Here is a 25,273-nt window from a genome sequence, read left to right as displayed (position 1 = left end):
AGTCTAATAATCTAGACATCAATACCAGCGTTTCTTTTTCTTTTTAGAACCTTCACCTTTGCGACCTTTTTTATATTTGCTACCCTGTTTTTTGTGAACAATAGGTTTTGCTTTTGGATCTAACGGATAAGGATGACCATCCTCAACCGGAATTTGAACATTTATAAGCTGCTGTATGGTTTTTACATATGGTTTCTCATCTGCAGAGCAAAACGAATACGAGTTACCAAATTCCCCAGCACGACCAGTTCTACCAATACGGTGTACGTAGGTTTCTGGTACGTTTGGCAAGTCAAAATTGATCACAGCATCTAATTCTGCAATATCAATTCCACGTGCAGCAACATCTGTAGCGATGAGAATATTTACTTTGCCACGTTTAAAATCTGCAAGTGCATTTTGTCGCTCAACCTGAGTTCGGTCACCATGTAAGCGTTCTATTTTATAACCATTATTTGTGAGTGTCTGTTCTAATTTGTCAACTCCAAATTTAGTACGTCTAAAAATGAGAATACTCCCTTTCACAGTATTTCTAAGCAAATGTAAGCAGAGCTCTATTTTATTTTTCTTCGGAACATAATACAGCACTTGACTCACATTTTGTGCTGCGGAAGATGTAGGTGTCACCTCAATTCGTATCGGGTTTGTTAAGATGCTGCTCGCCAATTGTTCAACCTTATAAGGCATCGTTGCCGAAAACAATAGTGTTTGTTTGGTTTCTGGGCAAAGACGTTCAATTTTTTTAACATCATCAATAAATCCCATATCCAGCATTAAATCTGCTTCGTCCAAAACAAAAACTTCAATGTAATCTAAATTTAATAGGTCCTGTTTGTGTAAGTCCAAAAGTCGTCCAGGCGTAGCGACCAAAATATCAATTCCTTTTTCTAAAATGTCCTTTTGTGGTTCAATAGACGTGCCTCCATAAACAACAGATGATCTTAAATTTGTATGCTTGGCATACGTTTTAAAATTTTTGCCGATTTGGATCGCCAATTCTCGTGTAGGACTCACAATTAAAGCCCTAATTTTCTTACCTTTTTTTGGAGCATCCTGTTTGTCATACAGTAATTGCAAAATAGGAAGCGCAAAAGCAGCAGTTTTTCCTGTGCCTGTTTGCGCTGAGGTAATCACATCCCTTTTTTCTAAAACAGAAGGGATGGTTTTTTCCTGAACCAAAGTTGGGTTATCATAACCAGCTTCAGCAATAGCTCTTAAAATAGGTTTATTGAGTTTTAAGTCTTTAAATGACATGTGTAAAAATTTTGATACAAAGGTAGTTTAATTCACTATAGATTTAGAGCTAAAGTAGAAGTACATTAGTATTCCAATCGTAAGTAAAAGAACTACTATGATTATATTTTTTTTGTTAGTAGAATTAGACTCAATAATATGACTTCCTTTTCTGGATTGTCTCTGTCTGTTTTCAATAGCAGAATCCTCGAATTCTCTTTTGGTAGTTGTAAGCATGCTGTCATCTATTTCAGTTTCTGGATCTATTTCCAGCTTTTCTACAATATCCTTAGCTTCCTTCAATCCAATTTGTGCCTGTTCTCTAACCAATTTTATAGCGAGTAACTTTTTGTCAGCATTTATAAATTTTAAGACCTTCGTTTTGTCGATTGCATTTCCGTTGATGATCAATGTAGATGAATTCATAGGTTTATAAATAAGCTTTTAATTGATCTCTTTTTTTCTGCGGAAGCGCTTCGTTATCTAAAATAGCTTTAATCTGTTCTATGTTTTTTTCTTCGGAAAACAGCAGTTTAAAAAAATCCCAAACTGAAATACGTTCTTCGGCTTTTTCAACAAGTTCAAACGTATCGCCATTTGAAACCTCGCCTTCCTCTAAAACTTTGACATAAGTGCCAGGGAAACCGTGATCAATAAATTGTTTTAAAACCCGGTTAGAATCAAATTTAACAGCAAATTTATAACAAGGCTCTCTCGGTATCGTAATTTGCACGAGAGCCTTACCAACTTTAAAGATGTCACCAATAAAAAGTTCCTTTTCGTTTAAGCCTTTTATGGTGAGGTTTTCACCGAGCATACCGTAAGTCCAATCTAAGTTTGGGTACAGGTTTTGCCAATAGGGATAATGGTCTGCCGAAAATAAATAACACGCCTTAAATTCTCCTCCATGGTGCTTTCTATCTGAAACTTCATCTCCTTTTACGGTTTCATTTCCGAGGAAAATAGGAGCGTCAACTGGTTTTTTGTAAATACCAGTGGTTTCTTTTTTACCGTTCCAGATAAAGGTTGTTGGTTTGGCTATGTTGGTTGATATAATTTGCATATTGTGAAATTACTTAAAAATTTTATTTAGAAAAAAGGGTTTAATGTCACTTGTGAATTTCATATTTTATATTCCTTTTATAGATCAGGTTCTAGCAACAAAAACGTTGTTGCATAAATATAGTTTTTATATGGCATTCCTGAAAGTTCTTATAAGATGCGTTAATTCTGTTGTTTTCCATAGAACTTGACCAATACCTTCCCGAAAATAAAATAGAGTATGAGTACTGTAAGACTGCCAATTAAGAAACCGTTATTAAACAACGCTTTGTAACCATAACTGTAAAAGAATAGACCAAGACAGATGACAAGCTGTAATAATGCATAACTAATATTTCCTTTTGGGCTATATCCAAATAGACCAAGAAAATGAGTTTTGGTGAGTCCAAAAATAAGATGTGGCATTGCATTGACGAGTAATGCACCAATTATAAAGTCTATAAAATTCATTTATAATTTTTTTTAGGCAATTTAGGTGCTATGCAAACACAAATCAATATTAATTTTAAATGTTTTCAAAAGTAGTTGTGACTATAGTTTTCCGAAGTGAAAATATAAATAAAAAAAGCGCAAGTGTTTACTACCTGCGCTTAATTAGCTATTAATTCTAGGGATAACCATAATCTCTTATAGTTACACGCAAAACTAATATTATTAATACTATAAAAACTTGATATATGTTAATAAACACTAGATTTTGAAATTTCTTTTCTAATTCTACTTAGACTTTCTGTCGTGATGCCCAAATACGAGGCAATGTGATAGTTTTTGACCTCTTTTTCAAAATTGGGATGCATCTCTATAAAGTATAGATACCTTTTTTTTGCAGATAATGATAAGTTAGATAGGGTACGTAATTGCAGATCTGAATATGCGTTTTCCAATTTCTCTCTGGTATAAGTGTGAATTTGAGGAATACTATTAATTAAATGTAATCTATTTTTATGGGTTAGTTTAACAACTGTAGCATTTTGAATAACTTCTAAGTTCATAAGTGCTTTTTTAGCTTTAAAGAAAGCTGTAAAGTCTGTAATCCATAAATCTTTTATTGCAAATTGAAACGTATGCTCTTTACCATGGTCATCTATATAAAAGGTTCGTAAACAACCTGAAATTATAAAATACATATGAGGAACCAAATCTCCAGACTTTATGATAAGTGAACCTTTTTTGTAGTGTTCAATTTCTAGTTTTTGTTTTAATAGAGAAATTTCCTCATCTGTAAATTGAAGTCCATCAAAAACGGTCATAATATGTTCTTTTTCTACGGACATTTCTATGATTTTATATATAAAATACAAAAATATAACGACTTAAAAGTGTCTTAATCGTCATATTTTCAATTAATTAGTTAATGGGTCTGTTTTAACAAGAAAAAACCACTTTGAATTTTCAAAGTGGTTTAGTTGTTCGATTTCCGAAGAAATTACCATGTATTTATAAAGATTGAGCTTGTAGAAACTACTTGATCATCTCATAACTTCGTTTGATAAAATTAGTGAGTTCTTCACCTTTTAAAAGACCTTGAGACAATCGCGCCAAGTCTAGACTTTGACTAATCAAACGCTCTTGTTTTTTCTTGGTTTTTGTACTAAGGATCTCACCAACCAGCTCAGAGTTTGTGTTTACAATAAGATTGTACATTTCTGGCATGTTGCCAAACATGTTCATTCCGCCACCACCGGTTTGCTGCATCTCTTTCATACGACGCATAAACTCTGGTTGTGTAATAATAAATGGTGACGCATCACTATCCATAGACTCTAATTGTACCGAGAATTTTTCCTGCGGAATCACCTCTTTCAACAACGTATCTAAAGCTGTTTTTTCCTCTTCACTAAGTTTAGAGATAGATGTATCTTCTTTTTTGATTAAATTATCAATATGATCACCATCTACACGAGCGAAAGAAATGTTTTCTTTAGTCGTTTCTAATTTTTGTATCAAATGCGAAACTATTGGAGAATCCAATAATAACACCTCGTAACCTTTGGCCTTAGCAGACTGTATGTAAGAATGTTGAGCATCTTTGTTAGACGCATATAAAATCACAAGCTTGTCATCCTTATCGGTTTGCTTCGCTTTAATTTTATTGAACAGCTCGTCATAAGTATAATACTCTCCATCAACTGTTGGGTACAATGCAAATGCATCTGCCTTTTCAAAGAATTTTTCTTCGGAAAGCATTCCGTACTCTATCACAATTTTGATATCGTCCCATTTCTTTTCGAAATCCTCACGATTAGAATTAAAAAGTGATTTTAATTTGTCTGCTACCTTACGTGTGATGTAAGAAGAGATTTTCTTCACAGCACCATCAGCCTGCAAGTACGAACGGGATACATTCAACGGAATGTCTGGAGAATCAATCACACCTCTTAACATGGTTAAGAATTCTGGTACAATACCTTCAACATTATCGGTTACATATACTTGATTCTGGTATAATTGAATTTTATCCTTTTGTATGTTGATATCGTTGGTCATCTTCGGGAAGTAAAGAATTCCGGTAAGATTAAAAGGATAATCTACATTTAAGTGAATGTTAAATAATGGCTCTTCAAACTGCATTGGATACAGTTCTCTATAAAAACTCTTATAATCTTCATCCTCTAATTCTGTTGGCTGTTTAGTCCAAGCAGGATCAGGATTATTGATAATATTATCTACTGTGATTTGTTTGTGTGGCTCAGTAGTTTCTTTGCCATCTTTATCCTTGGTTGTTTTTGGAGTAAATTCTGGATCGTTTATTTCCTTGGTTCCAAATTTAATTGGAATAGGCATAAACTTGTTATATTTCAATAACAACTCTCTAATGCGAGCTTCCTCTAAAAACTCGGTAGAATCTTCAGCAATATGAAGAATGATTTCTGTACCTCTGGTTTCTTTATTTGCTTCCTCTAACGTAAACTCAGGTGACCCATCACATACCCAATGTGCAGCTGGTGCACCAGTGTGTGATTTTGTAAGGATCTCAACTTTCTCTGCAACCATAAACGCAGAATAAAACCCAAGACCAAAATGACCGATAATTCCAGAATCTTTTGCCGAATCCTTATATTTATCCAAGAACTCCTCAGCTCCAGAAAAAGCAACTTGGTTGATGTATTTCTCAACTTCTTCCGCAGTCATACCTAAACCTTGGTCAATAATATGGAGTTTTTTACCTTCCTTATCAATTTTAACCTCGATGATAGGATTGCCATATTCACTTTTAGATTCGCCAATACTTGTTAAATGTTTTAACTTAAGTGTCGCATCGGTTGCATTACTAATGAGCTCACGTAAAAATATTTCGTGGTCACTGTACAAGAATTTTTTAATGAGCGGAAAAATATTCTCTACCGATACATTAATGTTTCCTTTTGTCATGTTTTATAGTTTTTGTCATTCCTGCCTGAGCAAGAACCTAATTAATTATTATTTTAATTCCATTTTATTAGTAGTCAAATAAAATACCAATATGAATAAGGTGACAAACTGACACTTTTTTTCTTCGGAAATAGAAGAACTCCAAAATTAATCTGCATAAGTCAAGAACTTTTAAATAATTCCAATTTCCGAAGAAAATAGATTGCTATGCATGCATAACGAATACGTTTGCGTTTGAAAAATCGTACTTCTTAAATCATTAAATTGCACTACTTATTTGACGAATAATGAGTTTTCCATTTTCGTTATAAACAAAAACAAGTTTTTTATGTACAATTCCAAGATAATAGGATTGGGACATTATGTTCCAGACAATGTGGTGACCAATGATAATTTATCCAAAATGATGGATACGAGTGATGAGTGGATCCAAGAACGAACAGGTATAAAAGAACGTCGTTGGGCAATTGAAGGCTCTGAGGACACAACATCTGGAATGGGAGTGAAGGCTGCAAAAATTGCCATCGAACGTGCAGGAATTGATAAAGATGATATTGATTTTATCGTGTTTGCAACCTTAAGCCCAGACATGTATTTTCCTGGTCCTGGTGTGCAGGTACAACATGCGCTGGATATTAAAACGGTTGGTGCTTTGGATGTGCGTAATCAATGTTCTGGTTTTGTATATGCGCTTTCTGTTGCCGATAATTTTATCAAAACCGGTATGTATAAAAATGTACTTGTTATTGGTAGTGAGCTGCATTCCCACGGTTTGGATAAAACCACTCGAGGGAGAGGAGTTACCGTAATTTTTGGTGATGGTGCAGGCGCTGCGGTATTGACGAGAGAAGAAGATACGAGTAAAGGTATTTTATCAACACACCTACATTCTCAAGGTGAACACGCAGAGGAGTTGGTGCTTGTTGCACCAGGTATGGGAAAACGTTGGGTAAATGATATCCTTGCAGATAATGACCCGAATGATGAAAGTTATTTCCCTCACATGAACGGACAGTTTGTATTTAAAAATGCTGTGGTTCGTTTTAGTGAAGTCATTATGGAAGGTTTGCAAAAAAACAAGCTGCAATTTGATGATATTGATATGTTGATTCCGCATCAAGCGAATTTGCGTATCGCGCAGTTTATTCAAAAGAAATTTAAGTTAGAGGACGACCAAGTGTTCAATAACATTCAAAAATACGGTAATACAACTGCTGCATCTATTCCAATTGCATTGACCGAAGCTTGGGAAGAAGGAAAAATTAAAGATGGTGATACGGTGGTATTGGCTGCTTTTGGTAGTGGATTTACTTGGGGAAGTGTGATTATGAAGTGGTAAAGAAATTCCTGCGAATGCAGGAATCTCCTATTAAATAAGCAATTTCATACCATTTGAAAGAAAATCCTGCAAGTTGATTTTTCTTAATTGGTGTGAAACGCCAATTAAGAAAAACGCAAAACCTCATGATAATAATCAATTGAAATTATTTCTTAAAATATTCTTCATACTCCTCATTTTTGAATTCTTATTAGGTTTATGTAATGCCTATTTTTCTTCGGAAAATATTACCTTTTTAGGTGTTAGGCTGGGTTTTGTAACGAGTACACTTATTCAAATTTTTAGTATGCCAATTAGTATTTTTGGAAGAGACTTACCGTTTTATCATCATGAAACCTGGGTAGCTATTGTTTTAACAATTCTTAATATTGCGATACAATCTTTTATAATTATGCAACTTTTAAAAACTTTTAAAGGTTCTAAACCAAAAACTACTTTAGAGTAAATGTCAATTTAGACGCAACCTTTTTTAAATTTTTGTATCTTACTAATAAATCAACAAATTATTTAATTATGAAAATTTTAAATTACATGTTTGTATTCCTATTGTTATTTATATCATGTAGCGAAGAGTCGAATGAAGAACCAAATGAAGTTGCTAATCCCGCATCTGTAGAATTTACTGAGATTTATAAAACCCGTATTGGATCATTAGCTGAAAGCACAGGGAAACAAAATGTAATTATTACAAATGAAACTGAATGGAATCTCATAAAAGAAACTATTGATGTTTACAATCCAAACTCAGATTACTTTTTAGTGGATGATGTTGATTTTTCAACTCATACCGTTTTAGTGTCTATTGATCAATTACAATCAAATACTGGTTATTTCTTGAATATTACTGATGTTATAAATGACCGTACAAAAATCACTGTTAATGTTGAATATAGTATTACTGAAGACGATCTTGTTGGTTATGCTATGACACAGCCTATTCACATCATTATGATTGAAAATACTGACTTGCCTATTGAGTTTAATGAGATTTATCTATATTGAGATTTATAACAACGCTTAAAGCTGTTAAACAAAAAATCCCAAAACTCTCGTTTTGGGATTTTTCTGCTATTAACCAATTTAATTTAACACTAAAACTATAACCATTAAATTTTTGATGAATTAAACTGATTAGCTTTAAAACTTATCACAACCTTAAGACGCTCAATTTTGCTTTTTATTTTATTCGTTAACATTTTTAACTATCAATTAACACATTTAGGATTTTTCAATTTCCGAAGAATAAAAAAAATCCGCAGTTTAAAACTACGGATTTTTCAATTTTCCTTCCTTAAAGGCTTACTCTTAAAAACTAAATATTATGTTGTTGGTTTTGTCGTGATTAAAATCATAACATTACAAGTGATATATCATTTAACACTTGTAAACACGAAAACCCAAAACGTAATGTTCTGGGTTTTCTTATTTAATAACCTAATAGTAACACTAACCATCAACTGTTATTATGGCTATTAAATATTACAAAATGTCTATATTGAACAGTCTAAAATATAGACGATTGTATTTTTTGATTGTTACAGTTTGAATTACGATTAACAAGCATTTAACACTCGTTAGCTAATATTAAAAAAACCGAATGCTATTTTTGTAATAAATAGTCATAATTATGAATAAGAAAACTTTAGTTATTGGAGCATCTTTAAAAACGCAGCGATATTCAAATATCGCAATTAAGAGACTTTTAAGTTATAACCACGACGTTCTAGCTTTTGGATTGCGTGAAGGTGAGGTCAACGGTGTGAGCATAGACACAAATCTAATGCCTTATAAGGATGTCCATACGGTGACATTATATCTTAATCCACAACGTCAAAAGGAATATTATGATTATATAATCGGTTTAAAACCGCAGCGAATCATATTTAACCCTGGGACTGAAAACAGCGAATTTCAGAATAAATTAAAACAAGAGAATATCTTTTTTGAAGAGGCTTGCACGTTAGTCATGTTGTCGACGAATCAATATTAATCCTAAAAAGGTTAGAAATCCGTTTAAAATTAGAATAAAGAAACCAAATTCAAAGCCAAGCCATTTTAAACTGTTCACACTTATCACATAGGATAGAATGGGAGATAATATGGCGATAACAGGAACTAATTTATCCTTGACATTCCATTTGGTGAATAAGCCAAAAGCGTAAAGCCCTAAGAGCGGTCCATAGGTGTAACCCGCAAAAACAAAGAGTTTCTGGATGACACTTTCATCTTGGATAATATATTTAAATGCCACAATGACTAAAATGAGTACAAATGAAATGGCAATATGAATGCGTTTTCTAATGGTTACTTGTTTTTCTTCGGAATATTTTTTCTCAATATCCAAAATGTCAATGCTAAAAGATGTGGTTAGTGACGTCAAAGCACTGTCTGCACTGCTGTAAGCAGCTGCGATTAATCCCAATAAGAAAAACACAAAGACGGTAGTCCCCAAATGATTTTTTGCCAAAATCGGGAATAGTTCATCTTTATGTGCGTCAATTCCGTTTTGTTGTGCATACACAGTTAGCAGCAGACCCAAGCTTAAAAACACAAAATTGACTACTGTGAGTACAATTGTAAACCAAAACATGTTTTTTTGGGCATCTTTAAGTGAACGACAAGTCAGGTTTTTTTGCATCATATCTTGATCCAGTCCTGTCATCACAATCGCAATAAAGGCACCAGAAATAAACTGTTTCCAAAAATAATTGGCAGATTTATAGTCTTCAAAAAAGAAGACTTTTGACAAGTCACTATCCAAAACGAAGTTTAAAACGTTTCCTCCTTCAATATTTAGCGAATCACTTACAAAATAAATGGCAACTCCAACAGCTATAAGCATAAAGAGCGTTTGTAAAGTATCTGTCCAAACAATTGTTTTAATTCCAGATTTAAAAGTGTAGAGCCAAATCAATAAAACGGTTATAGTTACTGTTTGCCAAAAGCTCACGCCTAAATCATCAAATAAAATAATTTGTAATACGTTTGCAACCAAGTACAATCTAAAACTCGCTCCAACCACTCTTGAAATCAAGAAAAAAGATGCACCGGTTTTATAGGCATAATTTCCAAATCTCGTTTCTAAATATGTGTAAATAGAGGTGAGATTAAGTCTGTAATATAACGGTAGGAGAATGGTTCCGATTACCAAATAACCCACAATATAGCCAAGAACAACCTGCATATAGCTAAACTGTGAAGCCTCAATCCATCCAGGAACAGAAATAAATGTCACGCCAGAGAGTGAAGCGCCTATCATCCCAAATGCGACAACATACCATGGCGATTGTTTGTTTGCTTTAAAAAACGCAGCATTTCCTGAAGTTTTCCCAGTAAGAAACGAGATTAGAATCAATACTCCAAAATAAGCTAGAATAAGTAAAATTATGACGTTCGTCGACATATAGGTTGTTTTAACAGATTTTTATTTTAAATGTATTATTTTCGAAAAAAAATTGTAAACAATATTAAGTAATTTATACTGAATTATTCAATTTTCTAATAAACAGAATTATTGATAATTTATCTTATAAATAGCTTTACGATCTAAATTATACTGAAAATGAAAAATTACTACCTACTACTTGTTTTTTTGTTGTCTGTTACGTTATTATCTGCTCAAGATTATAAGCAGATGATTTCCGAGGGCACTCACACCGTTCAAGACATACAGTCTGTTGCCGAAGCACATTTTGCTCAAGTGGGAACCGAGCGTGGAAAAGGATACAAACCTTATAAACGTTGGGAGTACCAAGCTTTAAGACAAATGGATGAAAACGGGATGCTGCCATCACCAGAATTCTATTTCAACGAATTGGAAAATTATAATAATTATTTAAATGAAAACTTTGCTTCTGCTAGAACAACCGTGGGCTCATGGGAGCAGTTAGGTCCTACATCCTGGAATGCAACAAGTGGCTGGAATCCTGGTGTTGGTCGCATAACGTCAATAGCAGTAGAACCCGCAAATCCTAGCCATATTATTGCAGGTGCAGATACAGGAGGGGTTTGGAGATCTATTGATGGTGGTTTAAGTTGGACGGTTTTGACAGATAACCTATCTAATTTAAATGTCTCGGCATTGACAATTCATCCAACAATAAATACAACTTATTTTTGGGGTTCTAATAGTGGAACTATTTTTATCTCAACAGATAGTGGATCGACATGGAATTTTTTAGCTGATATTGGAAATGGAAATGTAAACAAAATTCTTATTGACCCATCAAATACTAATAAAATGTATTGTTCTGTTCAAGGTGGTGGGATTTTTAAATCTATAAATGGAGGTTTAAATTGGACTTTAATTAATCCTGCAGCAACAATAGGATTTGATGTTGAGTTTAAACCAGATGGAACATACAGTACAATTTACGCAACTGGAAATGAGGTCTTTGTTTCAACTAATTCTGGTAATAGCTGGACAAGTATTCCGGGATTTAATAACGGACCAAAAATGATAGGTGTTTCAGCAGAAAATCCAGAAGTAGTTTATGTTTTAGAAGCAAATAATGGTGCCTTCGGAAAATTATATAAGTCGATTAATTCTTTCGTTACATTCTCAACATTGAACCATATTGGGAAAAATTATTTTGGGTATAGTTCAGATCCAGAAGATCCAGATGACGCAAATTTTGGTCAAGCACCAAGGGATATGGATATTGCAGTAAACCCATTAGATGCTAATGATGTGCATATTGCTGGAATTAATTCTTGGAGATCTACAAATGGCGGTACTAATTTTTCAATTACTTCGCAATGGACACCAAATAACGCATCTGGTCAAAATATTGGCTATTGCCATGCAGATATTGATATTTTAAAATTTGTTGGTAATCCAACAGACGGTTATAAATTGTACGTTGGAAGTGATGGAGGAATTTATGTTGCAGATAATCCAACAGTAATAAACAGTTCTTATTACAGGGATCTAACAGCGGGAATGGGAATTCGTCAATTTTACAAAATTGGGATAAGCCAAACAGATCCTGTAATCGTAACTGGAGGTTCTCAAGATAATGGGACTTCTCTAATGGATGCAAATGGTGATTGGACAGATTGGTTGGGAGCTGATGGTATGGAAGGTTTTGTTGATAAAAACAATTCTAGCATTGTTTATGGAACGTCTCAAAATGGAGGTCTTTATAAATCGTTTAATGGTGGATTAAACATAACATATTTAAGTAGTCCAGAAAATAAATCAGGTAATTGGATTACTCCATTTGAGCAGGATCCAATCACACCAAATGTTATTTACACAGGATATGACGAGGTTTACAAATCTACAAATGGAGGTAGTACTTGGGCGAGTATATCTCAGAATTTTGGGGGTAATCTAAATCATCTTAAAATAGCACCATCAAATAGTAATTATCAATATGCAGCAAGAGGTAATAACTTATATAAAAATACTTTTGTTGGAATTGTGAATTCATGGTCTTCATTAAATGGTTTTTCGGGTTCAATAAATTCTATTGCAATACATCCAACAGATCCAAGTCGAGTTGCAATTGCTACCACAGGAAGTCAAAGGGTTTATGTGTCCACAAATGGTGGGAATTCTTGGACGTCTTACAAACTGAATTTACCAAACTTCAGCGCACAAGCATTGGTGTGGCATGATAATGGAGAAAATGGACTTTACTTGGGTATGGATTATGGTATTTACTATATTGATGACACTTATACAGAGTGGCAACCATTTAGCAATGGCCTACCTAATGTGATCATTAGCGAACTTGAAATTAACACAACCAACAATAAGATTTATGCAGGAACTTATGGTCGAGGTTTGTGGGCGTCAGATGTTTTTGATGCTACTTTAAGCCTAGATAATTTTGCATTGGAAACTTTTAATGTGTATCCAAATCCTGCAAAAAATAATGTAACAATTAATTGGAATAAAAGTGATTTAGTATCCGTAAGAATTTTTGATGCTTCAGGTAAACTCACATATTTCACAAAAAATGTAAATATTTACGAACCTAAAACAATTGATGTTTCAAATTATTCAACCGGTTTGTACTTTGTAAAAATTAATAACCTAGAAGGATCTGTTACAAAAAAATTGATGATTCAATAGAAAACGTTTTAAAAATGTAAACCACTATTAAGTTCAATAGTGGTTTTTTTATGTAATGACATTTTTAATTGATTTACATATTGTAATTTCGCATCTATGGAATTTTCTTCAAAATTATTGGAAAATGCAGTGAATGAAATGTCACAATTACCAGGTATTGGTAAACGTACAGCATTACGTTTGGTCTTACATTTACTGCGCCAACCCAAAGAACAAACTTTAAATTTTGCAAATGCATTGAGTACCATGCGTAATGATATAAAATTTTGCAAAAGCTGCCATAATATAAGTGATACAGATTTGTGCGAAATATGCTCGAACCCTAATAGAATTGAAAATATTGTATGTGTAGTTGAAGATATTAGAGACGTTATGGCAATAGAGAATACAAGTTCGTTTAAAGGTTTATATCACGTTTTGGGCGGAAAAATCTCACCAATGGATGGTATAGGTCCAAATGAATTGAATATTCAGTCTTTAGTTGAAAAAGTAAAACAAAATAAAATAACCGAACTCATTTTTGCGTTAGGGTCTACAATGGAAGGTGATACAACAAATTTCTACATATATAAACAAATTCAAGATTACGAGGTGCAAACATCTACTATAGCGCGAGGTATTTCCGTTGGAAATGAGCTCGAATACACAGATGAGGTCACCCTTGGCAGAAGTATTATTAATAGAATTCCTTTTGAAGCTTCTCTAAAATCTTAAATACTATTTGAAACTTTCTATCATTATATTAAATTACAATGTGCGCTATTTTTTGGAGCTCTGCATCAAAAGTGTCGAGGCTGCATTAATACACATTGATGCTGAAATCATCGTCATCGATAATTTGTCTAAAGATGACAGCTGCGAAATGGTGAGAAAAAAATTTCCGAAAGTAAAATTAATAGAGAACACTAAAAATTACGGATTTACAAAAGGAAATAATATCGCGGTAGCAGAAGCAAAAGGCGAATATATTTGTATTCTTAACCCAGATACCGTAGTTGCAGAAGATACGTTTGAGACGCTTTTGAAATTTTCCGAAGAAAAAAATAATATCGGTATTGTTGGTTGTAGACTATTAGATGGTCAAGGTCGTTTTTTGCCAGAGAGCAAGCGTTATTTGCCAACCCCTATGGTAGCAATAAAGAAGATGTTGGGTTTAACAGATTCTTATTACGTTAAAGAACTTAATGAGGTTGAGGTTGGTGAAATTCCAGTTTTGGTTGGCGCGTTTATGTTTTTGAAAAAATCACTCTATAATAAAGTAGGTGGTTTTGATGAAGATTATTTTATGTATGGTGAAGATGTTGACCTGTCATATAAAGTAAGTAGTTCGGGATATCAAAATTGGTACAACGGTTTGACGACAATTTTACATTATAAAGGGGAAAGTACATTAAAAGATAAAGTTTACGCCAAGCGGTTTTATGGGGCAATGCAATTGTTCTATAAAAAACATTTTAAAAAAAATGTTTTATTTAATATTATGGTTTGGTTTGGAGTGCGATTTGCAACTCTTGTCCAAAAAGATTCTCCAGCACTTAAAAGTAGTCCAAAACAATTTGTTTTTATTTCCGAAGAAAAAAATAATGATTTAGAAAGGACTTTAAATAAGCCCTTAGAGATCAAAATGGAGTTTGATGGTTATCAAGATGGGATAGAATATATTTTTGATAATAACTACCTCAATTTTAAGTCAATCATCGAGATCATGTCCAATACACCTAAAAATTGTACCGCTACCTATAAGATTCTACCAAAAAATTCTAACTTTATCATTGGAAGTAACAGTTCCACAAAACGAGGAGAAGTTATTATCTTTGAAAAGAATTAATTGAAATAATCGCAACAATTATATTGTTTTTTAATTAATTTTGCAATCAACTAACAATATATAGTCACTAGATTACAGATATGGCAAAATTTGAACTAAAACTTCCTAAAATGGGAGAGAGTGTTGCAGAGGCAACAATAACATCTTGGTTGAAGAATGTTGGTGATACCATTGAAGCAGACGAGGCAGTTTTTGAAATTGCTACAGATAAAGTAGATAGCGAAGTCCCAAGTGAGGTTGATGGTGTATTGGTAGAAAAACTATTTGATGTTGACGATGTGGTACAAGTAGGTCAAACCATCGCTGTTATTGAGACAGATGGTGATGAGAGCGAACCTGTAAAAACTGAAACTCCTGAGCCAGTTAATGAGGATGCGCAAGAGCCAATATCGGTTGCAGAAGTGTCTAAAACGGTTGCAGTTGCTCAAGACACCGTTGCTCCAATCACAAATTCTGGAGATCGTTTTTATTCTCCTTTGGTTAGAAACATAGCAAAACAAGAAGGTATCTCTCAAACAGAACTAGACCATATATCTGGTTCAGGAAAAGATGGGCGAGTAACCAAAAATGATATCCTATCATATATAGAAAATAGAAGTTCACAACCAGCGACTAAAACAGAGGCGGTAAAAGAAACTCCAAAGACTGTAACTGCTCAAGACAAAAAACCTGAGGTTAAAAAAGAAAAGGCTGCTGTTGTGGCTAGTGGTGAAGATGAAATTATAGAAATGACAAGAATGGGCAAATTAATTGCTCATCACATGGTAGAATCTGTACAAACTGCTGCTCACGTACAAAGTTTTATAGAAGCAGATGTTACTAAAATTTGGAACTGGAGAAAGAAAGTAAAAGACGGATTCTTTAAGAGAGAAGGAGAGAACTTAACATTTACACCAATATTTATGGAAGCTGTCGCAAAAGCATTGCGAGATTTCCCGATGATGAATATTTCATTGCAAGGCGATACTGTTGTCAAGAAAAAACATATCAATTTAGGAATGGCTGCAGCGTTGCCAGATGGTAATTTGATTGTACCGGTAATTAAAGATGCAGATCAACTAAATTTAGTTGGGATGACCAAAAAAGTAAATGATTTGGCTGGTCGTGCCAGAGACAATAAACTAAAACCAGATGATATTTCTGGTGGAACCTATACCGTTACAAATGTGGGCACCTTCGGAAGTATCATGGGAACGCCAATTATAAATCAACCGCAAGTTGGAATTTTAGCATTGGGTGCCATTAGAAAAGTACCTGCAGTTGTTGAAACTCCAGAAGGTGATTTTATTGGGATTAGATATAGAATGTTCTTATCGCACTCTTACGATCATCGTGTGGTCAATGGAGCACTTGGTGGGCAATTTGTAAAAGCTGTAAAAGATTATTTAGAGGCTTGGGATTCTAATAGAGAGATTTAATAAATTCCTGCGCATGCAGGAATCTCATATATAAATGCAAAAAGTACAGTTCTTAAACTGTACTTTTTTTATATGTCTAATTTTTTCTTCGGAAATTTGCTCACTCAAAATGTCGTTTCAGAACATCAATAAATCCTTGTCGAGTTTTAATAGTAGTATAAATCGAATCTTCAATTTTTAAAACAGGAAAATCAATCTCATCTTTAGATTTTGAACTGCCAATTTCAGACTTAAAAATTTTTAGGGATTCAGCATCTGTTTCAATATCATAAACATGATAATTAAAGGCATTCTCCTTAAGAATCGATAATCCTTCAACACATAAATCGCAATCAGGATTTGTAAAGTACAACACCTTTTTTTCTAATTTAGCACCAATAATGTCAGCATCAAAATCCTTGCTTTTTCTTATAGCCAAATTAGTTGTCACTTCATTGACAATAAATGTTGGCTCATAATCTCCAGGTTTGCCTTCCAATAAAATAAGTGTTTTTAAGAGTAACTTTGAATTAGCAGGTACTTCCTTTAAAATGGGACGTTTACTTGTTCTTCTGTAATCTTCAGTAGTAATTCTTAAAAAAACAATATAAGGGATAGAATCTGTGTTTACAGCAAAAAGTTGTAATCGTTTACCTTCTTTTTTCTCTACCAATTTCACATAAGGATTCGCGCTCACTTGAGAAAAAGATGAAAGAGGGAGGATTAAGAAAAATAGTACTAAAATAAAACGCATAATCTTGAGCAATTCTACCCCAAAATTAATAAAATTTAAGGGTATATTTGTAAAACATCAATTTTAAATAATGCAACTCAAACTTACAAAACCTATCTGTTTTTTCGATCTTGAAACGACAGGAATCAATATCACTAGCGACAGAATTGTAGAAATCTCTATCCTAAAAGTTCATCCAGATGGAAAAGAAGAAACCTACACAAAACGCGTCAATCCAACAATCCCAATTCCACCGCAAGTCACATTGGTTCATGGCATATCTGATGCAGATATAGCAGATGCTCCGACATTTAAGGATATTTCAAAAGAAGTGTATCAAATCATAAAAGACTGTGATTTGGGAGGATTCAACTCTAATCGCTTTGATATCCCTGTTTTAGCTGAAGAAATGCTACGTGCAGAAATAGATTTTGATATGAAAAACACACAATCTATTGATGTTCAAACAATTTTTCATAAAATGGAACAACGCACTTTAAGTGCTGCCTACAAATTTTATTGCGATAAAAATCTCGATAATGCACACAGTGCAGAGGCAGATACGTTGGCAACTTACGAGGTTTTAAAAGCACAATTAGATAGATACGACGAGTTGGAAAATGACTCTAAATTTTTGGCAGAATTCAGTTCGCGTAAGAAATTTGCAGATTTCGCAGGATTTATAACCTTCAATAAAGAAGGCGTTGAATGTTTTTCCTTCGGAAAGCATAAAGGCAAACTTGTTACAGAAGTCTTGGATAATGAACCTGGGTACTTTGGTTGGTTGCTTAATGCAGATTTTCCTCTGTACACAAAAAAGGTTTTAACAGCCATTAAATTAAGAGCTTTCAACAATAAGCTGAGCTAATTTCAAAAAGCCAACACCAAAAAGCTAACGCATGAAACTAATCTGCATAGGTCGAAATTATACAGACCACATTAAAGAATTAGAAAACGAGAAACCAACAGATCCCGTTGTGTTTTTAAAACCAGATACTTCTATACTATTAAAGAAGCAACCGTTTTTTATTCCAGATTTTTCTAATGATGTCCACCATGAAGTCGAGATTCTTGTAAAAATCAATAAAGTAGGCAAGCACATTGCCAAGAAATTTGCCCATAAGTATTATGACGACATAGGATTGGGAATAGATTTTACAGCAAGAGATTTACAATCGCAACTAAAAACAAAGGGATTGCCATGGGAAAAAGCAAAAGGGTTTGATGGAGCAGCAGTCATTGGAGATTGGCTTCCGAAGAAAAATTTTGAAGATTTAAACAATCTCAACTTTAGTTTGGAAAAAAATGGATCTATCGTTCAAAACGGAAATACAAGCCTTATGCTCTGGAAAATCGATGAAATTATAGAATATGTCTCAAAATATTTTACTTTAAAGATAGGAGATATTATCTTTACGGGAACTCCATCAGGAGTTGGTAGAGTAATTGCCAACGATAAGTTAAATGGATTCATAGAAGACAGGCAATTGTTTTCAATTACAGTTAAATAAATGGAACAACATTATAAATTAGATAGAGTAAAAGAATTGGCAGACAACGATATGGACTTCGTGAAATCACTTGCAGAAGCGTTTTTGGAAGAAGTACCAGAAGATGCTGATCGACTTAAAAAAGCAGTGGCAGAAAATGATTTCTATAACACTTATCAAGCTGCCCATAAAATGAAGCCTACCATAGATTTGTTTGAACTTGGCGTACTGCCAGACCTTATTGTGGTTCAAGATTGGGGAAAATTCGAAAAAGTAGGAGAAGACTGCTCGAGTGAGCTTAAAAAAGTGTTAGTCGCAGTAGATCAGGCTACAGCAGAACTTAAAGAAGACTTCAACCTATAATGCTAGCAGAAATTATTACCATTGGTGATGAAATTCTAATTGGTCAAATTGTTGATTCAAATTCAGCATTTATTGCAAAACAACTTAATAAAATTGGGGTTTCGGTGTATCAAATCACCTCTGTTCAAGATGATCAAACCCATATTTTAAAAGCACTGGCAGAAGCTGAAGCCAATGCAGATCTTGTTATCATCACTGGTGGTTTAGGACCAACAAAAGATGATATTACCAAAAAAACCATTGCCCATTATTTTGAAGATACCTTAAAGGAAGATATTTCCGTTAGAAAAAATATTGAGCATTTATGGGAGGTTTATGTCAAAAAGCCAGTCATGCAAGTTAATTTAGACCAAGCCTTAGTACCAACAAAGTCAACTATTTTGATGAATAAATACGGTAGTGCTCCAGGGATGTGGCTGGAAAAAAATAATACCGTTTTTATATCATTGCCAGGTGTTCCTTACGAAATGAAGGCGCTTATTGACGATGAGGTGGTCCCAAAATTAAGATCCCGTTTTAAATTTCCATACATACAGCATAAAACATTTTTGACCTATGGTATGGGCGAAAGCACATTGGCAGAACGTATTGAAAAATTTGAAAACGAATTGCCAACCTATATAAAACTTGCCTATTTGCCAAGTTTAGGTCGCGTGAGATTGAGACTTTCTGCAAAAGGAGCTGATAAGGATCTAATTACTGCGGAAATGGATAAGCAAACACAGCTTTTGCTCCCACAAATCAATGACATCTTTGCAGGATATGAAGAAGACTTATCCATAGAAGCCATTATTGGAAAATATCTAACCGAACAACAAAAAACGGTTGCAACTGCCGAAAGTTGTACTGGCGGATTAATTGCGGAGCGCTTCACCGCAAACCCAGGAGCATCAAAATATTTTAAGGGAAGCATTGTAAGCTATACAAGAGAAGCAAAGGTTAAGGTGCTTAAAATTTCCGAAGGTATCATTGATACATATTCCGTAGTTAGTGCAGAGGTGGCAGAAGCCATGGCTAAAAATGTGTTAGAATTATTTGATACCGACTTTGCAATAGCAACTACAGGTAATGCTGGCCCAACCACAGATGATACCGCAGAAGATTTGGGTATTGTTTATATTGCGATAGCTACAAAAAGCGGAGTATATTCTGAAAAATTCAGTTTTGGCAACCATCGTGTCAAAGTCATTAATAAAGCAGCAAATAAAGCCTTTGAAATGTTACAAAAAGAAATTTTAAAAAAGTAACACTTTTAGTTTGCCTGTATTACAAAGATTTATTAAATTTGCACCCTGTTTGAAAAATATCCACGAGTGATATTGAAAGGCAGACAGTATAACATCATATAAAGTTAGAAAGAAATGTCAAGAGTTTGTGAACTTACTGGAAAGAAAGCGATGGTTGGAAACAACGTGTCTCACGCAATGAACAAAACAAAGCGTAAATTCAATGCTAATTTAATTAAGAAGCGTTTCTATATTCCAGAACAAGAAGAGTGGGTAACTTTAAAAGTATCAACTTCAGCATTAAAAACAATTAATAAAATTGGTATTTCTGCTGCAATTAAAGAAGCAAAGTCCAAAGGATTTTTAAAATAATAGCATCACGCGTTAAATTCACGTACAATGGCAAAAAAAGGAAATAGAATACAGGTTATATTAGAATGTACAGAGCACAAAGAGTCTGGGCAACCAGGAACGTCTCGTTACATTACTACCAAAAATAAAAAGAACACGCCAGATAGAATGGAGATTAAGAAATTTAATCCAATCTTAAAGCGTATGACAGTTCACAAAGAAATTAAATAATTAAGAACAATTAGATTTCCACACTTGTGGAAATGATAAATCATTTATCATGGCAAAGAAATCAGTAGCATCATTACAAACAGGATCTAAAAGACTTACAAAAGCGATCAAAATGGTAAAATCACCAAAAACTGGAGCTTATATGTTTGTGGAGTCAGTAATGGCGCCAGAGTTTGTTGATGAATTTTTGAACAAAAAATAAATTAAGCATTTTATGTTTAATGACGAACTGCTTTCATATTTGAAAGCAGTTTTTTTATGTCTATATTTGAGCTATAAGTGACAAAATAGCAGTAAAATTTTTCGGCTCGACATTTGACTAGAACTTGTAAATATGTATGACTAATGAGTTTTTTTAAAAAAATATTTTCTTCGGAAAAAAAAGAGACCCTAGACAAAGGGTTAGAGAAATCAAAAACATCGTTTTTCTCAAAATTAAATAAAGCGGTTGCAGGAAAATCTAAAGTAGATGATGACGTTTTAGATAATCTTGAGGAAATTTTAGTGTCTAGTGATGTTGGAGTCAATACCACTTTAAAGATAATTGAGCGTATTGAAGAGCGTGTTGCGAAAGATAAATATTTAGGAACTTCAGAATTAAATCAAATTTTACGAGAGGAGATTGCAGGCTTATTATCTGAAACCAATTCTGGTGAAGAAACCGAATATGTCATTCCTGATTTGCCAAAACAAGCCGATGGTTCAAAAACACCTTATGTGTTGATGGTCGTTGGCGTTAATGGTGTTGGGAAAACAACAACGATTGGGAAACTGGCCTATCAATTTAAAAAGAAAGGTCTTAAAGTAGTCCTTGGAGCTGCAGATACCTTTAGAGCAGCAGCAATTGATCAACTTCAGGTTTGGGCAGATCGTGTTGATGTGCCTATGATACGTCAGGAAATGGGATCTGATCCAGCAAGTGTTGCTTTTGATGCTTTGCAAAGTGGCGTGAACCAAAACGCAGATGTGATTATTATAGATACTGCGGGACGTTTGCATAATAAGGTCAATTTAATGAATGAGCTCACCAAAGTAAAACGTGTGATGCAAAAAGTGGTTGGAGACGCGCCTCATGATGTATTGTTGGTTTTAGATGGCTCAACGGGCCAAAACGCTTTTGAGCAAGCCAAACAATTTACCGCAGCTACAGAAGTGACTACTTTGGCAGTTACAAAATTGGATGGAACCGCAAAAGGAGGTGTGGTGATTGGTATTAGCGATCAATTTAAGATTCCTGTGAAGTATATTGGAGTGGGAGAAGGGATTGAAGATTTACAAGTCTTTAATAAATATGAGTTTGTAGATAGTTTTTTTAAATAGCAAATTCCTTTGAAAAAAGGAATCTTATAGAAGTGAAAAACATCTCTAAATCCAATCAAGACAGAATATCGAGAAATTTTACTATTGTCAATATAATTATATCATCACTGGTTATCATAGGTAATTTATCTAATATTTGGTCTAATGCATTGTCAGTTTTTGAAAGTCCACTTATTCCTAAAACATTATTTTACTATGCGTCATTCGTACCTTTTATAGTGCTTGTTTTTTTTACAATAATAAATATATATTCTCTCCGATTTTTGAGAAGAAAGCAATATAAACTTCAAAAAGTAACGCTATTATTTGGTTTGATTATACTTTTTTTCCTCTTCACTAGCGATATTCATGATGTTTTGATGTATGTAAATCCGTTTCAGCATTAATTGATTTCGTATTTTTAATAAAAATTTATTATGCGCTATATCCTTTTAAGTTGTTTTGCTTTATTTTTGGTAAGTTGCAAATCTTCCGAAGAAAAACAAACAAATACAGATACTAATCAAAATAGTCAGGCAGAAGATAGAAACGCAGACGATCTTAGCGCCATTTCAACCAAAGACTTCAGGGAATTTAAAGTACTTGATTCTAAATACATCGATAACTCAGAGTTATGGCAACCCTTCAATGACGATTTAAAGGAGTTTACTGAGGCAATGTATAACGATCTCAAACCACTTATATTAGATCAAGACATACCAACTATCCAAGAACGTATCAATAAACGTCGGTTTTCTTACGAGCAGCTCACTAAGTTTTATTTATATCGCATAAGACAATTTGATAGAGAGAATGAATTATCCTTAAATTCAGTAATTGCACTAAACCCAAATGTGATTGCAGAGGCTAAGCAAAAAGACAGGGAATTATTAAACAGAATGGCTAAACAGGCCATTTTTGGGATGCCTATACTTTTAAAAGATAATGTCAATACATCGAGCATGGCAACAACTGCTGGAGCAGTGGCATTACAAAATAATACAACTGAAGACGCTTTTATTGTTGAGCAATTAAAAAATAGTGGTGCTTTAATTTTAGGTAAAGCTAACCTTAGTGAATGGGCTTATTTTTTCTGTGGCGATTGTCCAAGTGGTTATTCTGCGATTGGTGGACAAACCCTAAACCCATACGGTCGTAAAACAATAGATACAGGAGGTTCGAGTTCAGGAAGTGCAGTTGCAGTCGCAGCCAATTTTTGCGCTGCTGCTGTTGGCAGTGAAACCTCAGGTTCTATACTGTCTCCTGCAAGCCAGAATTCTGTAGTAGGTCTAAAACCAACCATAGGTTTGGTGAGTCGTGGTGGGATTGTGCCTATTTCCTCTACCTTGGATACTGCTGGCCCAATAACAAAAAATGTCACAGATAACGCGATTTTATTAGCTGCAATATACGGTTATGATGACACCGATTTTAAATCAAAAAATCCTAAATGGGACAATAGTTACTATTTAAATGCTATCGAAAATAGCACTGTTAAGTCAAAACGTTTTGGTGCAATAAAAAGTTTGATGGAAAATCAATTATACGCCAATGCCATCAACGTTTTAAAAGAAAAAGGTGCAGAGATTATCGAGATTGAAGCTGCAAATATACCACTTCCCGATTTTTTAAGACTTCTCAATCTGGATATGAAAACCGATTTGGTAACCTATCTTAATACCTACGGAAATAAGAATCTCGTTTACACATCTATTGAAGATATTATGGCTTTTAATAAGAAAGATAGTGTCAACGTGATGCCTTATGGTCAAGCGTTATTTCAGGGCATAGCAGATGACTCAGCAACTACAAAAGAGTTTGATAAAATTAAACTGATTTTAAAAACCAACGGATTACGATTCTTCGAAGAACCTATGACAGAACATGATCTCGATGGGATTTTATCCATAAATAATTACCATGCTGGTTTTGCAGCAGTCGCAGAATATCCTGCCATCACAGTACCAATGGGTTATACTGAAAAAGGAGAGCCACAAGGTTTGACATTTATAGCAAAACCATTAAATGAAAAACAACTCTTAGAATGGGCTTACGTGTATGAGCAAGCCTCAAAAAAGCGAGTTGCTCCTAAAAATTATAACTAATTTATAAGCAGGTTTATCTGTTCCCAAAGCTCATTGTCAAAATTGGAGAGTGCAAAGTTTTCATCTTCTGCAGATTCACCCATTCTAATGATTACGAGTTTTTTGCTTGGTACAATGTAGATTTTTTGATCATCGCGACCCAAAGCGCAATACATATCACTTGGTGCATTTGGGATGAGCTCACCTGGAAACTCAAATTGCGATTGAGGTAAATGGTAGCTCGATTTTCCGTTTAGCCACCATAAATACCCGTAAGCTTGATTGATATTTTGTGAGGTGTTGGTTGCCTCAATAATAAAATTTTGTGATACGATTTGGTTGTCCTCCCACATTCCGTTTGCTGAGGTTAGCAGTCCAAAACGAGCCATACTTCTGGTTGTGCTCCAATACACATTCAAGTCTCCAATAGGAATCCACGCACCTGTCATCCCAATTTTATCTTTTAATTTCGTATTAAAATAGGAATTCCAGGTTTGGTTACTTGCGCTTGACACCACATCCTGAAGTTTTAAGAAAACGCCATGATATGCCCAACGATCTCCAGCATCTGCAATATACTGTAAGTTTTCTGCGGAAATATCTTCACCAGTAGTATCGTCTAAACCAGATGTCATTGATAACAAATTTTTATTCGTAATCAAATTTTCTTTTTCCAACGGAATGCTCGTCCATCCAGTCCCAATATAATCGGAAACTTTATCGTTAATATCTAATAATCCTTCGTCTTGCGCAATGCCAGTAACTGCTGTAGTCAACGTTTTGCCTGCACTAGCCCAATACCAAGGTGTTGTTGATGTGTGCTCGTTCATATAAAATTCAATAACTATTTTTCCGTTGTGCAGGATCATGAAACCTTTGGTGTTCTTTTCTTCCAGATAAGTTAAGAGTGGTTGTAAATTAGACTCGTTCCATCCTAATTCAGACAAAGTTTTGGTGTCCCACATTTCCGAAGATATAGGAGGGAAATACATACTTTCCTCTGGAGTTGGATCTTCAATTTGAGGTGAATCATCGTTTGAGGAACAATCGAAAAACAGAATAAATATAAAAAGCAGAACTGATAAACTTGAAAATTTCATGATATTGGTTTTGTAGTAAGACCTTCAAAGTTAAAAAAGGTTTAACGTTTTATCACAAATCATTATGTATCTTTGCATTCTCA

26 protein-coding genes are annotated in these 25,273 nt (G+C 34.1%); 17 read left to right on the top strand and 9 right to left on the bottom strand.

Annotated elements, in window-relative coordinates; translation table 11 throughout:
- Positions 1 to 18: 18 nt before the first annotated feature.
- From GQ40_RS09955 to htpG, 6 genes are all read right to left on the bottom strand, one after another.
- The gene (locus GQ40_RS09955) at positions 19 to 1,254 is read right to left on the bottom strand and encodes a DEAD/DEAH box helicase (RefSeq protein ID WP_047547927.1); all 1,236 of its coding nucleotides are present in this window, start codon (positions 1,252 to 1,254) and stop codon (positions 19 to 21) included.
- 27 nt (positions 1,255 to 1,281) lie between these two features.
- Complete coding sequence (locus GQ40_RS09950) at positions 1,282 to 1,659, bottom strand: ribosomal protein L7/L12 (RefSeq protein ID WP_047547926.1); 378 nt, start codon at positions 1,657 to 1,659, stop codon at positions 1,282 to 1,284.
- Between the two features lie 4 nt (positions 1,660 to 1,663).
- The gene (locus tag GQ40_RS09945; RefSeq protein WP_047547925.1) at positions 1,664 to 2,296 is read right to left on the bottom strand and encodes an MOSC domain-containing protein; all 633 of its coding nucleotides are present in this window, start codon (positions 2,294 to 2,296) and stop codon (positions 1,664 to 1,666) included.
- Between the two features lie 161 nt (positions 2,297 to 2,457).
- Positions 2,458 to 2,745, bottom strand: coding sequence for a hypothetical protein (locus GQ40_RS09940; protein WP_047547924.1), 288 nt, complete (start codon positions 2,743 to 2,745; stop codon positions 2,458 to 2,460).
- Positions 2,746 to 2,975: 230 nt separating this feature from the next.
- Positions 2,976 to 3,569 (bottom strand): Crp/Fnr family transcriptional regulator, encoded by a 594-nt coding sequence (locus GQ40_RS09935; protein WP_047547923.1) that lies wholly within the window; start codon positions 3,567 to 3,569, stop codon positions 2,976 to 2,978.
- Positions 3,570 to 3,756: 187 nt separating this feature from the next.
- Positions 3,757 to 5,667, bottom strand: a complete 1,911-nt coding sequence (gene htpG / locus GQ40_RS09930) for a molecular chaperone HtpG (RefSeq protein WP_047547922.1) — start codon at positions 5,665 to 5,667, stop codon at positions 3,757 to 3,759.
- A 328-nt stretch (positions 5,668 to 5,995) separates the two neighbouring features.
- Here htpG and GQ40_RS09925 point away from each other — a divergent pair, with 328 nt between their 5' ends.
- The 4 genes from GQ40_RS09925 (at position 5,996) to GQ40_RS09910 (ending at position 8,996) form a co-directional block, all read left to right on the top strand.
- A complete protein-coding gene (locus GQ40_RS09925) occupies positions 5,996 to 7,006 on the top strand; it encodes a 3-oxoacyl-ACP synthase III family protein (RefSeq protein WP_047547921.1) in 1,011 nt (336 codons plus the stop codon).
- A 73-nt stretch (positions 7,007 to 7,079) separates the two neighbouring features.
- Positions 7,080 to 7,451 carry a hypothetical protein gene (locus tag GQ40_RS09920; protein WP_047547920.1) on the top strand — a complete coding sequence of 124 codons (372 nt, stop codon included), beginning with the start codon at positions 7,080 to 7,082 and terminating at the stop codon, positions 7,449 to 7,451.
- A gap of 68 nt (positions 7,452 to 7,519) precedes the next feature.
- Complete coding sequence (locus tag GQ40_RS09915) at positions 7,520 to 8,008, top strand: hypothetical protein (protein WP_047547919.1); 489 nt, start codon at positions 7,520 to 7,522, stop codon at positions 8,006 to 8,008.
- A gap of 625 nt (positions 8,009 to 8,633) precedes the next feature.
- Positions 8,634 to 8,996 (top strand): CoA-binding protein, encoded by a 363-nt coding sequence (locus tag GQ40_RS09910; protein ID WP_047547918.1) that lies wholly within the window; start codon positions 8,634 to 8,636, stop codon positions 8,994 to 8,996.
- On the opposite strand, the gene GQ40_RS09905 is transcribed toward GQ40_RS09910, so the two are convergent.
- Positions 8,967 to 10,409 (bottom strand): sodium:solute symporter, encoded by a 1,443-nt coding sequence (locus GQ40_RS09905; protein ID WP_047547917.1) that lies wholly within the window; start codon positions 10,407 to 10,409, stop codon positions 8,967 to 8,969. The two genes, GQ40_RS09910 and GQ40_RS09905, sit on opposite strands and share 30 nt — an antisense overlap.
- Before the next feature lie 159 nt (positions 10,410 to 10,568).
- Between GQ40_RS09905 and GQ40_RS09900 the strand changes: the two genes are divergently transcribed.
- The 4 genes from GQ40_RS09900 (at position 10,569) to GQ40_RS09885 (ending at position 16,334) form a co-directional block, all read left to right on the top strand.
- A complete protein-coding gene (locus tag GQ40_RS09900; protein WP_047547916.1) occupies positions 10,569 to 13,088 on the top strand; it encodes a T9SS type A sorting domain-containing protein in 2,520 nt (839 codons plus the stop codon).
- A gap of 96 nt (positions 13,089 to 13,184) precedes the next feature.
- Entirely contained in the window at positions 13,185 to 13,802 is a 618-nt protein-coding gene (gene recR, locus GQ40_RS09895) for a recombination mediator RecR (RefSeq protein ID WP_047547915.1), read from the top strand.
- A gap of 7 nt (positions 13,803 to 13,809) precedes the next feature.
- Positions 13,810 to 14,916, top strand: coding sequence for a glycosyltransferase family 2 protein (locus tag GQ40_RS09890; RefSeq protein ID WP_047547914.1), 1,107 nt, complete (start codon positions 13,810 to 13,812; stop codon positions 14,914 to 14,916).
- An 80-nt stretch (positions 14,917 to 14,996) separates the two neighbouring features.
- Positions 14,997 to 16,334 (top strand): dihydrolipoamide acetyltransferase family protein, encoded by a 1,338-nt coding sequence (locus GQ40_RS09885; RefSeq protein WP_047547913.1) that lies wholly within the window; start codon positions 14,997 to 14,999, stop codon positions 16,332 to 16,334.
- Between the two features lie 100 nt (positions 16,335 to 16,434).
- Here GQ40_RS09885 and GQ40_RS09880 read toward each other — a convergent pair whose 3' ends face one another.
- Entirely contained in the window at positions 16,435 to 17,067 is a 633-nt protein-coding gene (locus GQ40_RS09880) for a hypothetical protein (RefSeq protein ID WP_047547912.1), read from the bottom strand.
- Between the two features lie 70 nt (positions 17,068 to 17,137).
- On the opposite strand from GQ40_RS09880, the gene GQ40_RS09875 reads away from it, so the two are divergent.
- From GQ40_RS09875 to GQ40_RS09840, 9 genes are all read left to right on the top strand, one after another.
- Entirely contained in the window at positions 17,138 to 17,914 is a 777-nt protein-coding gene (locus tag GQ40_RS09875; protein WP_047547911.1) for a 3'-5' exonuclease, read from the top strand.
- Positions 17,915 to 17,945: 31 nt separating this feature from the next.
- The gene (locus GQ40_RS09870; RefSeq protein WP_047547910.1) at positions 17,946 to 18,557 is read left to right on the top strand and encodes a fumarylacetoacetate hydrolase family protein; all 612 of its coding nucleotides are present in this window, start codon (positions 17,946 to 17,948) and stop codon (positions 18,555 to 18,557) included.
- Positions 18,558 to 18,899, top strand: a complete 342-nt coding sequence (locus GQ40_RS09865) for an Hpt domain-containing protein (protein WP_047547909.1) — start codon at positions 18,558 to 18,560, stop codon at positions 18,897 to 18,899.
- Entirely contained in the window at positions 18,899 to 20,146 is a 1,248-nt protein-coding gene (locus tag GQ40_RS09860) for a competence/damage-inducible protein A (protein WP_047547908.1), read from the top strand. The genes GQ40_RS09865 and GQ40_RS09860 overlap by 1 nt, the downstream gene beginning before the upstream one ends.
- 114 nt (positions 20,147 to 20,260) lie before the next feature.
- Positions 20,261 to 20,497, top strand: coding sequence for a 50S ribosomal protein L28 (gene rpmB, locus GQ40_RS09855; protein ID WP_047547907.1), 237 nt, complete (start codon positions 20,261 to 20,263; stop codon positions 20,495 to 20,497).
- Between the two features lie 27 nt (positions 20,498 to 20,524).
- Entirely contained in the window at positions 20,525 to 20,707 is a 183-nt protein-coding gene (rpmG, locus tag GQ40_RS09850; protein ID WP_007648529.1) for a 50S ribosomal protein L33, read from the top strand.
- A gap of 49 nt (positions 20,708 to 20,756) precedes the next feature.
- Positions 20,757 to 20,909 (top strand): DUF4295 domain-containing protein, encoded by a 153-nt coding sequence (locus tag GQ40_RS17455; protein WP_081990199.1) that lies wholly within the window; start codon positions 20,757 to 20,759, stop codon positions 20,907 to 20,909.
- Positions 20,910 to 21,052: 143 nt separating this feature from the next.
- The gene (gene ftsY, locus GQ40_RS09845) at positions 21,053 to 22,027 is read left to right on the top strand and encodes a signal recognition particle-docking protein FtsY (RefSeq protein WP_047547906.1); all 975 of its coding nucleotides are present in this window, start codon (positions 21,053 to 21,055) and stop codon (positions 22,025 to 22,027) included.
- Positions 22,028 to 22,443: 416 nt separating this feature from the next.
- Complete coding sequence (locus GQ40_RS09840; RefSeq protein WP_047547905.1) at positions 22,444 to 24,111, top strand: amidase family protein; 1,668 nt, start codon at positions 22,444 to 22,446, stop codon at positions 24,109 to 24,111.
- Here GQ40_RS09840 and GQ40_RS09835 read toward each other — a convergent pair.
- Positions 24,108 to 25,190 (bottom strand): serine hydrolase domain-containing protein, encoded by a 1,083-nt coding sequence (locus GQ40_RS09835; RefSeq protein ID WP_047547904.1) that lies wholly within the window; start codon positions 25,188 to 25,190, stop codon positions 24,108 to 24,110. The two genes, GQ40_RS09840 and GQ40_RS09835, sit on opposite strands and share 4 nt — an antisense overlap.
- Between the last annotated feature and the right edge of the window lie 83 nt (positions 25,191 to 25,273).

Source organism: Psychroserpens sp. Hel_I_66 (assembly GCF_000799465.1).
GTDB lineage: Bacteria > Bacteroidota > Bacteroidia > Flavobacteriales > Flavobacteriaceae > Psychroserpens.
The sequence above is the reverse complement of the archived record's forward strand: the minus strand, read 5'-3'. Positions and strand labels throughout refer to the sequence as shown.

Coding starts and splice junctions, on each gene's coding strand:
- GQ40_RS09955 (WP_047547927.1), bottom strand. CDS start 1,254: ATGTCATTTAAAGACTTAAAACTCAATAAACCTATTTTAAGAGCTATT.
- GQ40_RS09950 (WP_047547926.1), bottom strand. CDS start 1,659: ATGAATTCATCTACATTGATCATCAACGGAAATGCAATCGACAAAACG.
- GQ40_RS09945 (WP_047547925.1), bottom strand. CDS start 2,296: ATGCAAATTATATCAACCAACATAGCCAAACCAACAACCTTTATCTGG.
- GQ40_RS09940 (WP_047547924.1), bottom strand. CDS start 2,745: ATGAATTTTATAGACTTTATAATTGGTGCATTACTCGTCAATGCAATG.
- GQ40_RS09935 (WP_047547923.1), bottom strand. CDS start 3,569: ATGTCCGTAGAAAAAGAACATATTATGACCGTTTTTGATGGACTTCAA.
- htpG (WP_047547922.1), bottom strand. CDS start 5,667: ATGACAAAAGGAAACATTAATGTATCGGTAGAGAATATTTTTCCGCTC.
- GQ40_RS09925 (WP_047547921.1), top strand. CDS start 5,996: ATGTACAATTCCAAGATAATAGGATTGGGACATTATGTTCCAGACAAT.
- GQ40_RS09915 (WP_047547919.1), top strand. CDS start 7,520: ATGAAAATTTTAAATTACATGTTTGTATTCCTATTGTTATTTATATCA.
- GQ40_RS09910 (WP_047547918.1), top strand. CDS start 8,634: ATGAATAAGAAAACTTTAGTTATTGGAGCATCTTTAAAAACGCAGCGA.
- GQ40_RS09905 (WP_047547917.1), bottom strand. CDS start 10,409: ATGTCGACGAACGTCATAATTTTACTTATTCTAGCTTATTTTGGAGTA.
- GQ40_RS09900 (WP_047547916.1), top strand. CDS start 10,569: ATGAAAAATTACTACCTACTACTTGTTTTTTTGTTGTCTGTTACGTTA.
- recR (WP_047547915.1), top strand. CDS start 13,185: ATGGAATTTTCTTCAAAATTATTGGAAAATGCAGTGAATGAAATGTCA.
- GQ40_RS09885 (WP_047547913.1), top strand. CDS start 14,997: ATGGCAAAATTTGAACTAAAACTTCCTAAAATGGGAGAGAGTGTTGCA.
- GQ40_RS09880 (WP_047547912.1), bottom strand. CDS start 17,067: ATGCGTTTTATTTTAGTACTATTTTTCTTAATCCTCCCTCTTTCATCT.
- GQ40_RS09875 (WP_047547911.1), top strand. CDS start 17,138: ATGCAACTCAAACTTACAAAACCTATCTGTTTTTTCGATCTTGAAACG.
- GQ40_RS09870 (WP_047547910.1), top strand. CDS start 17,946: ATGAAACTAATCTGCATAGGTCGAAATTATACAGACCACATTAAAGAA.
- GQ40_RS09865 (WP_047547909.1), top strand. CDS start 18,558: ATGGAACAACATTATAAATTAGATAGAGTAAAAGAATTGGCAGACAAC.
- GQ40_RS09860 (WP_047547908.1), top strand. CDS start 18,899: ATGCTAGCAGAAATTATTACCATTGGTGATGAAATTCTAATTGGTCAA.
- rpmB (WP_047547907.1), top strand. CDS start 20,261: ATGTCAAGAGTTTGTGAACTTACTGGAAAGAAAGCGATGGTTGGAAAC.
- rpmG (WP_007648529.1), top strand. CDS start 20,525: ATGGCAAAAAAAGGAAATAGAATACAGGTTATATTAGAATGTACAGAG.
- GQ40_RS17455 (WP_081990199.1), top strand. CDS start 20,757: ATGGCAAAGAAATCAGTAGCATCATTACAAACAGGATCTAAAAGACTT.
- ftsY (WP_047547906.1), top strand. CDS start 21,053: ATGAGTTTTTTTAAAAAAATATTTTCTTCGGAAAAAAAAGAGACCCTA.
- GQ40_RS09840 (WP_047547905.1), top strand. CDS start 22,444: ATGCGCTATATCCTTTTAAGTTGTTTTGCTTTATTTTTGGTAAGTTGC.
- GQ40_RS09835 (WP_047547904.1), bottom strand. CDS start 25,190: ATGAAATTTTCAAGTTTATCAGTTCTGCTTTTTATATTTATTCTGTTT.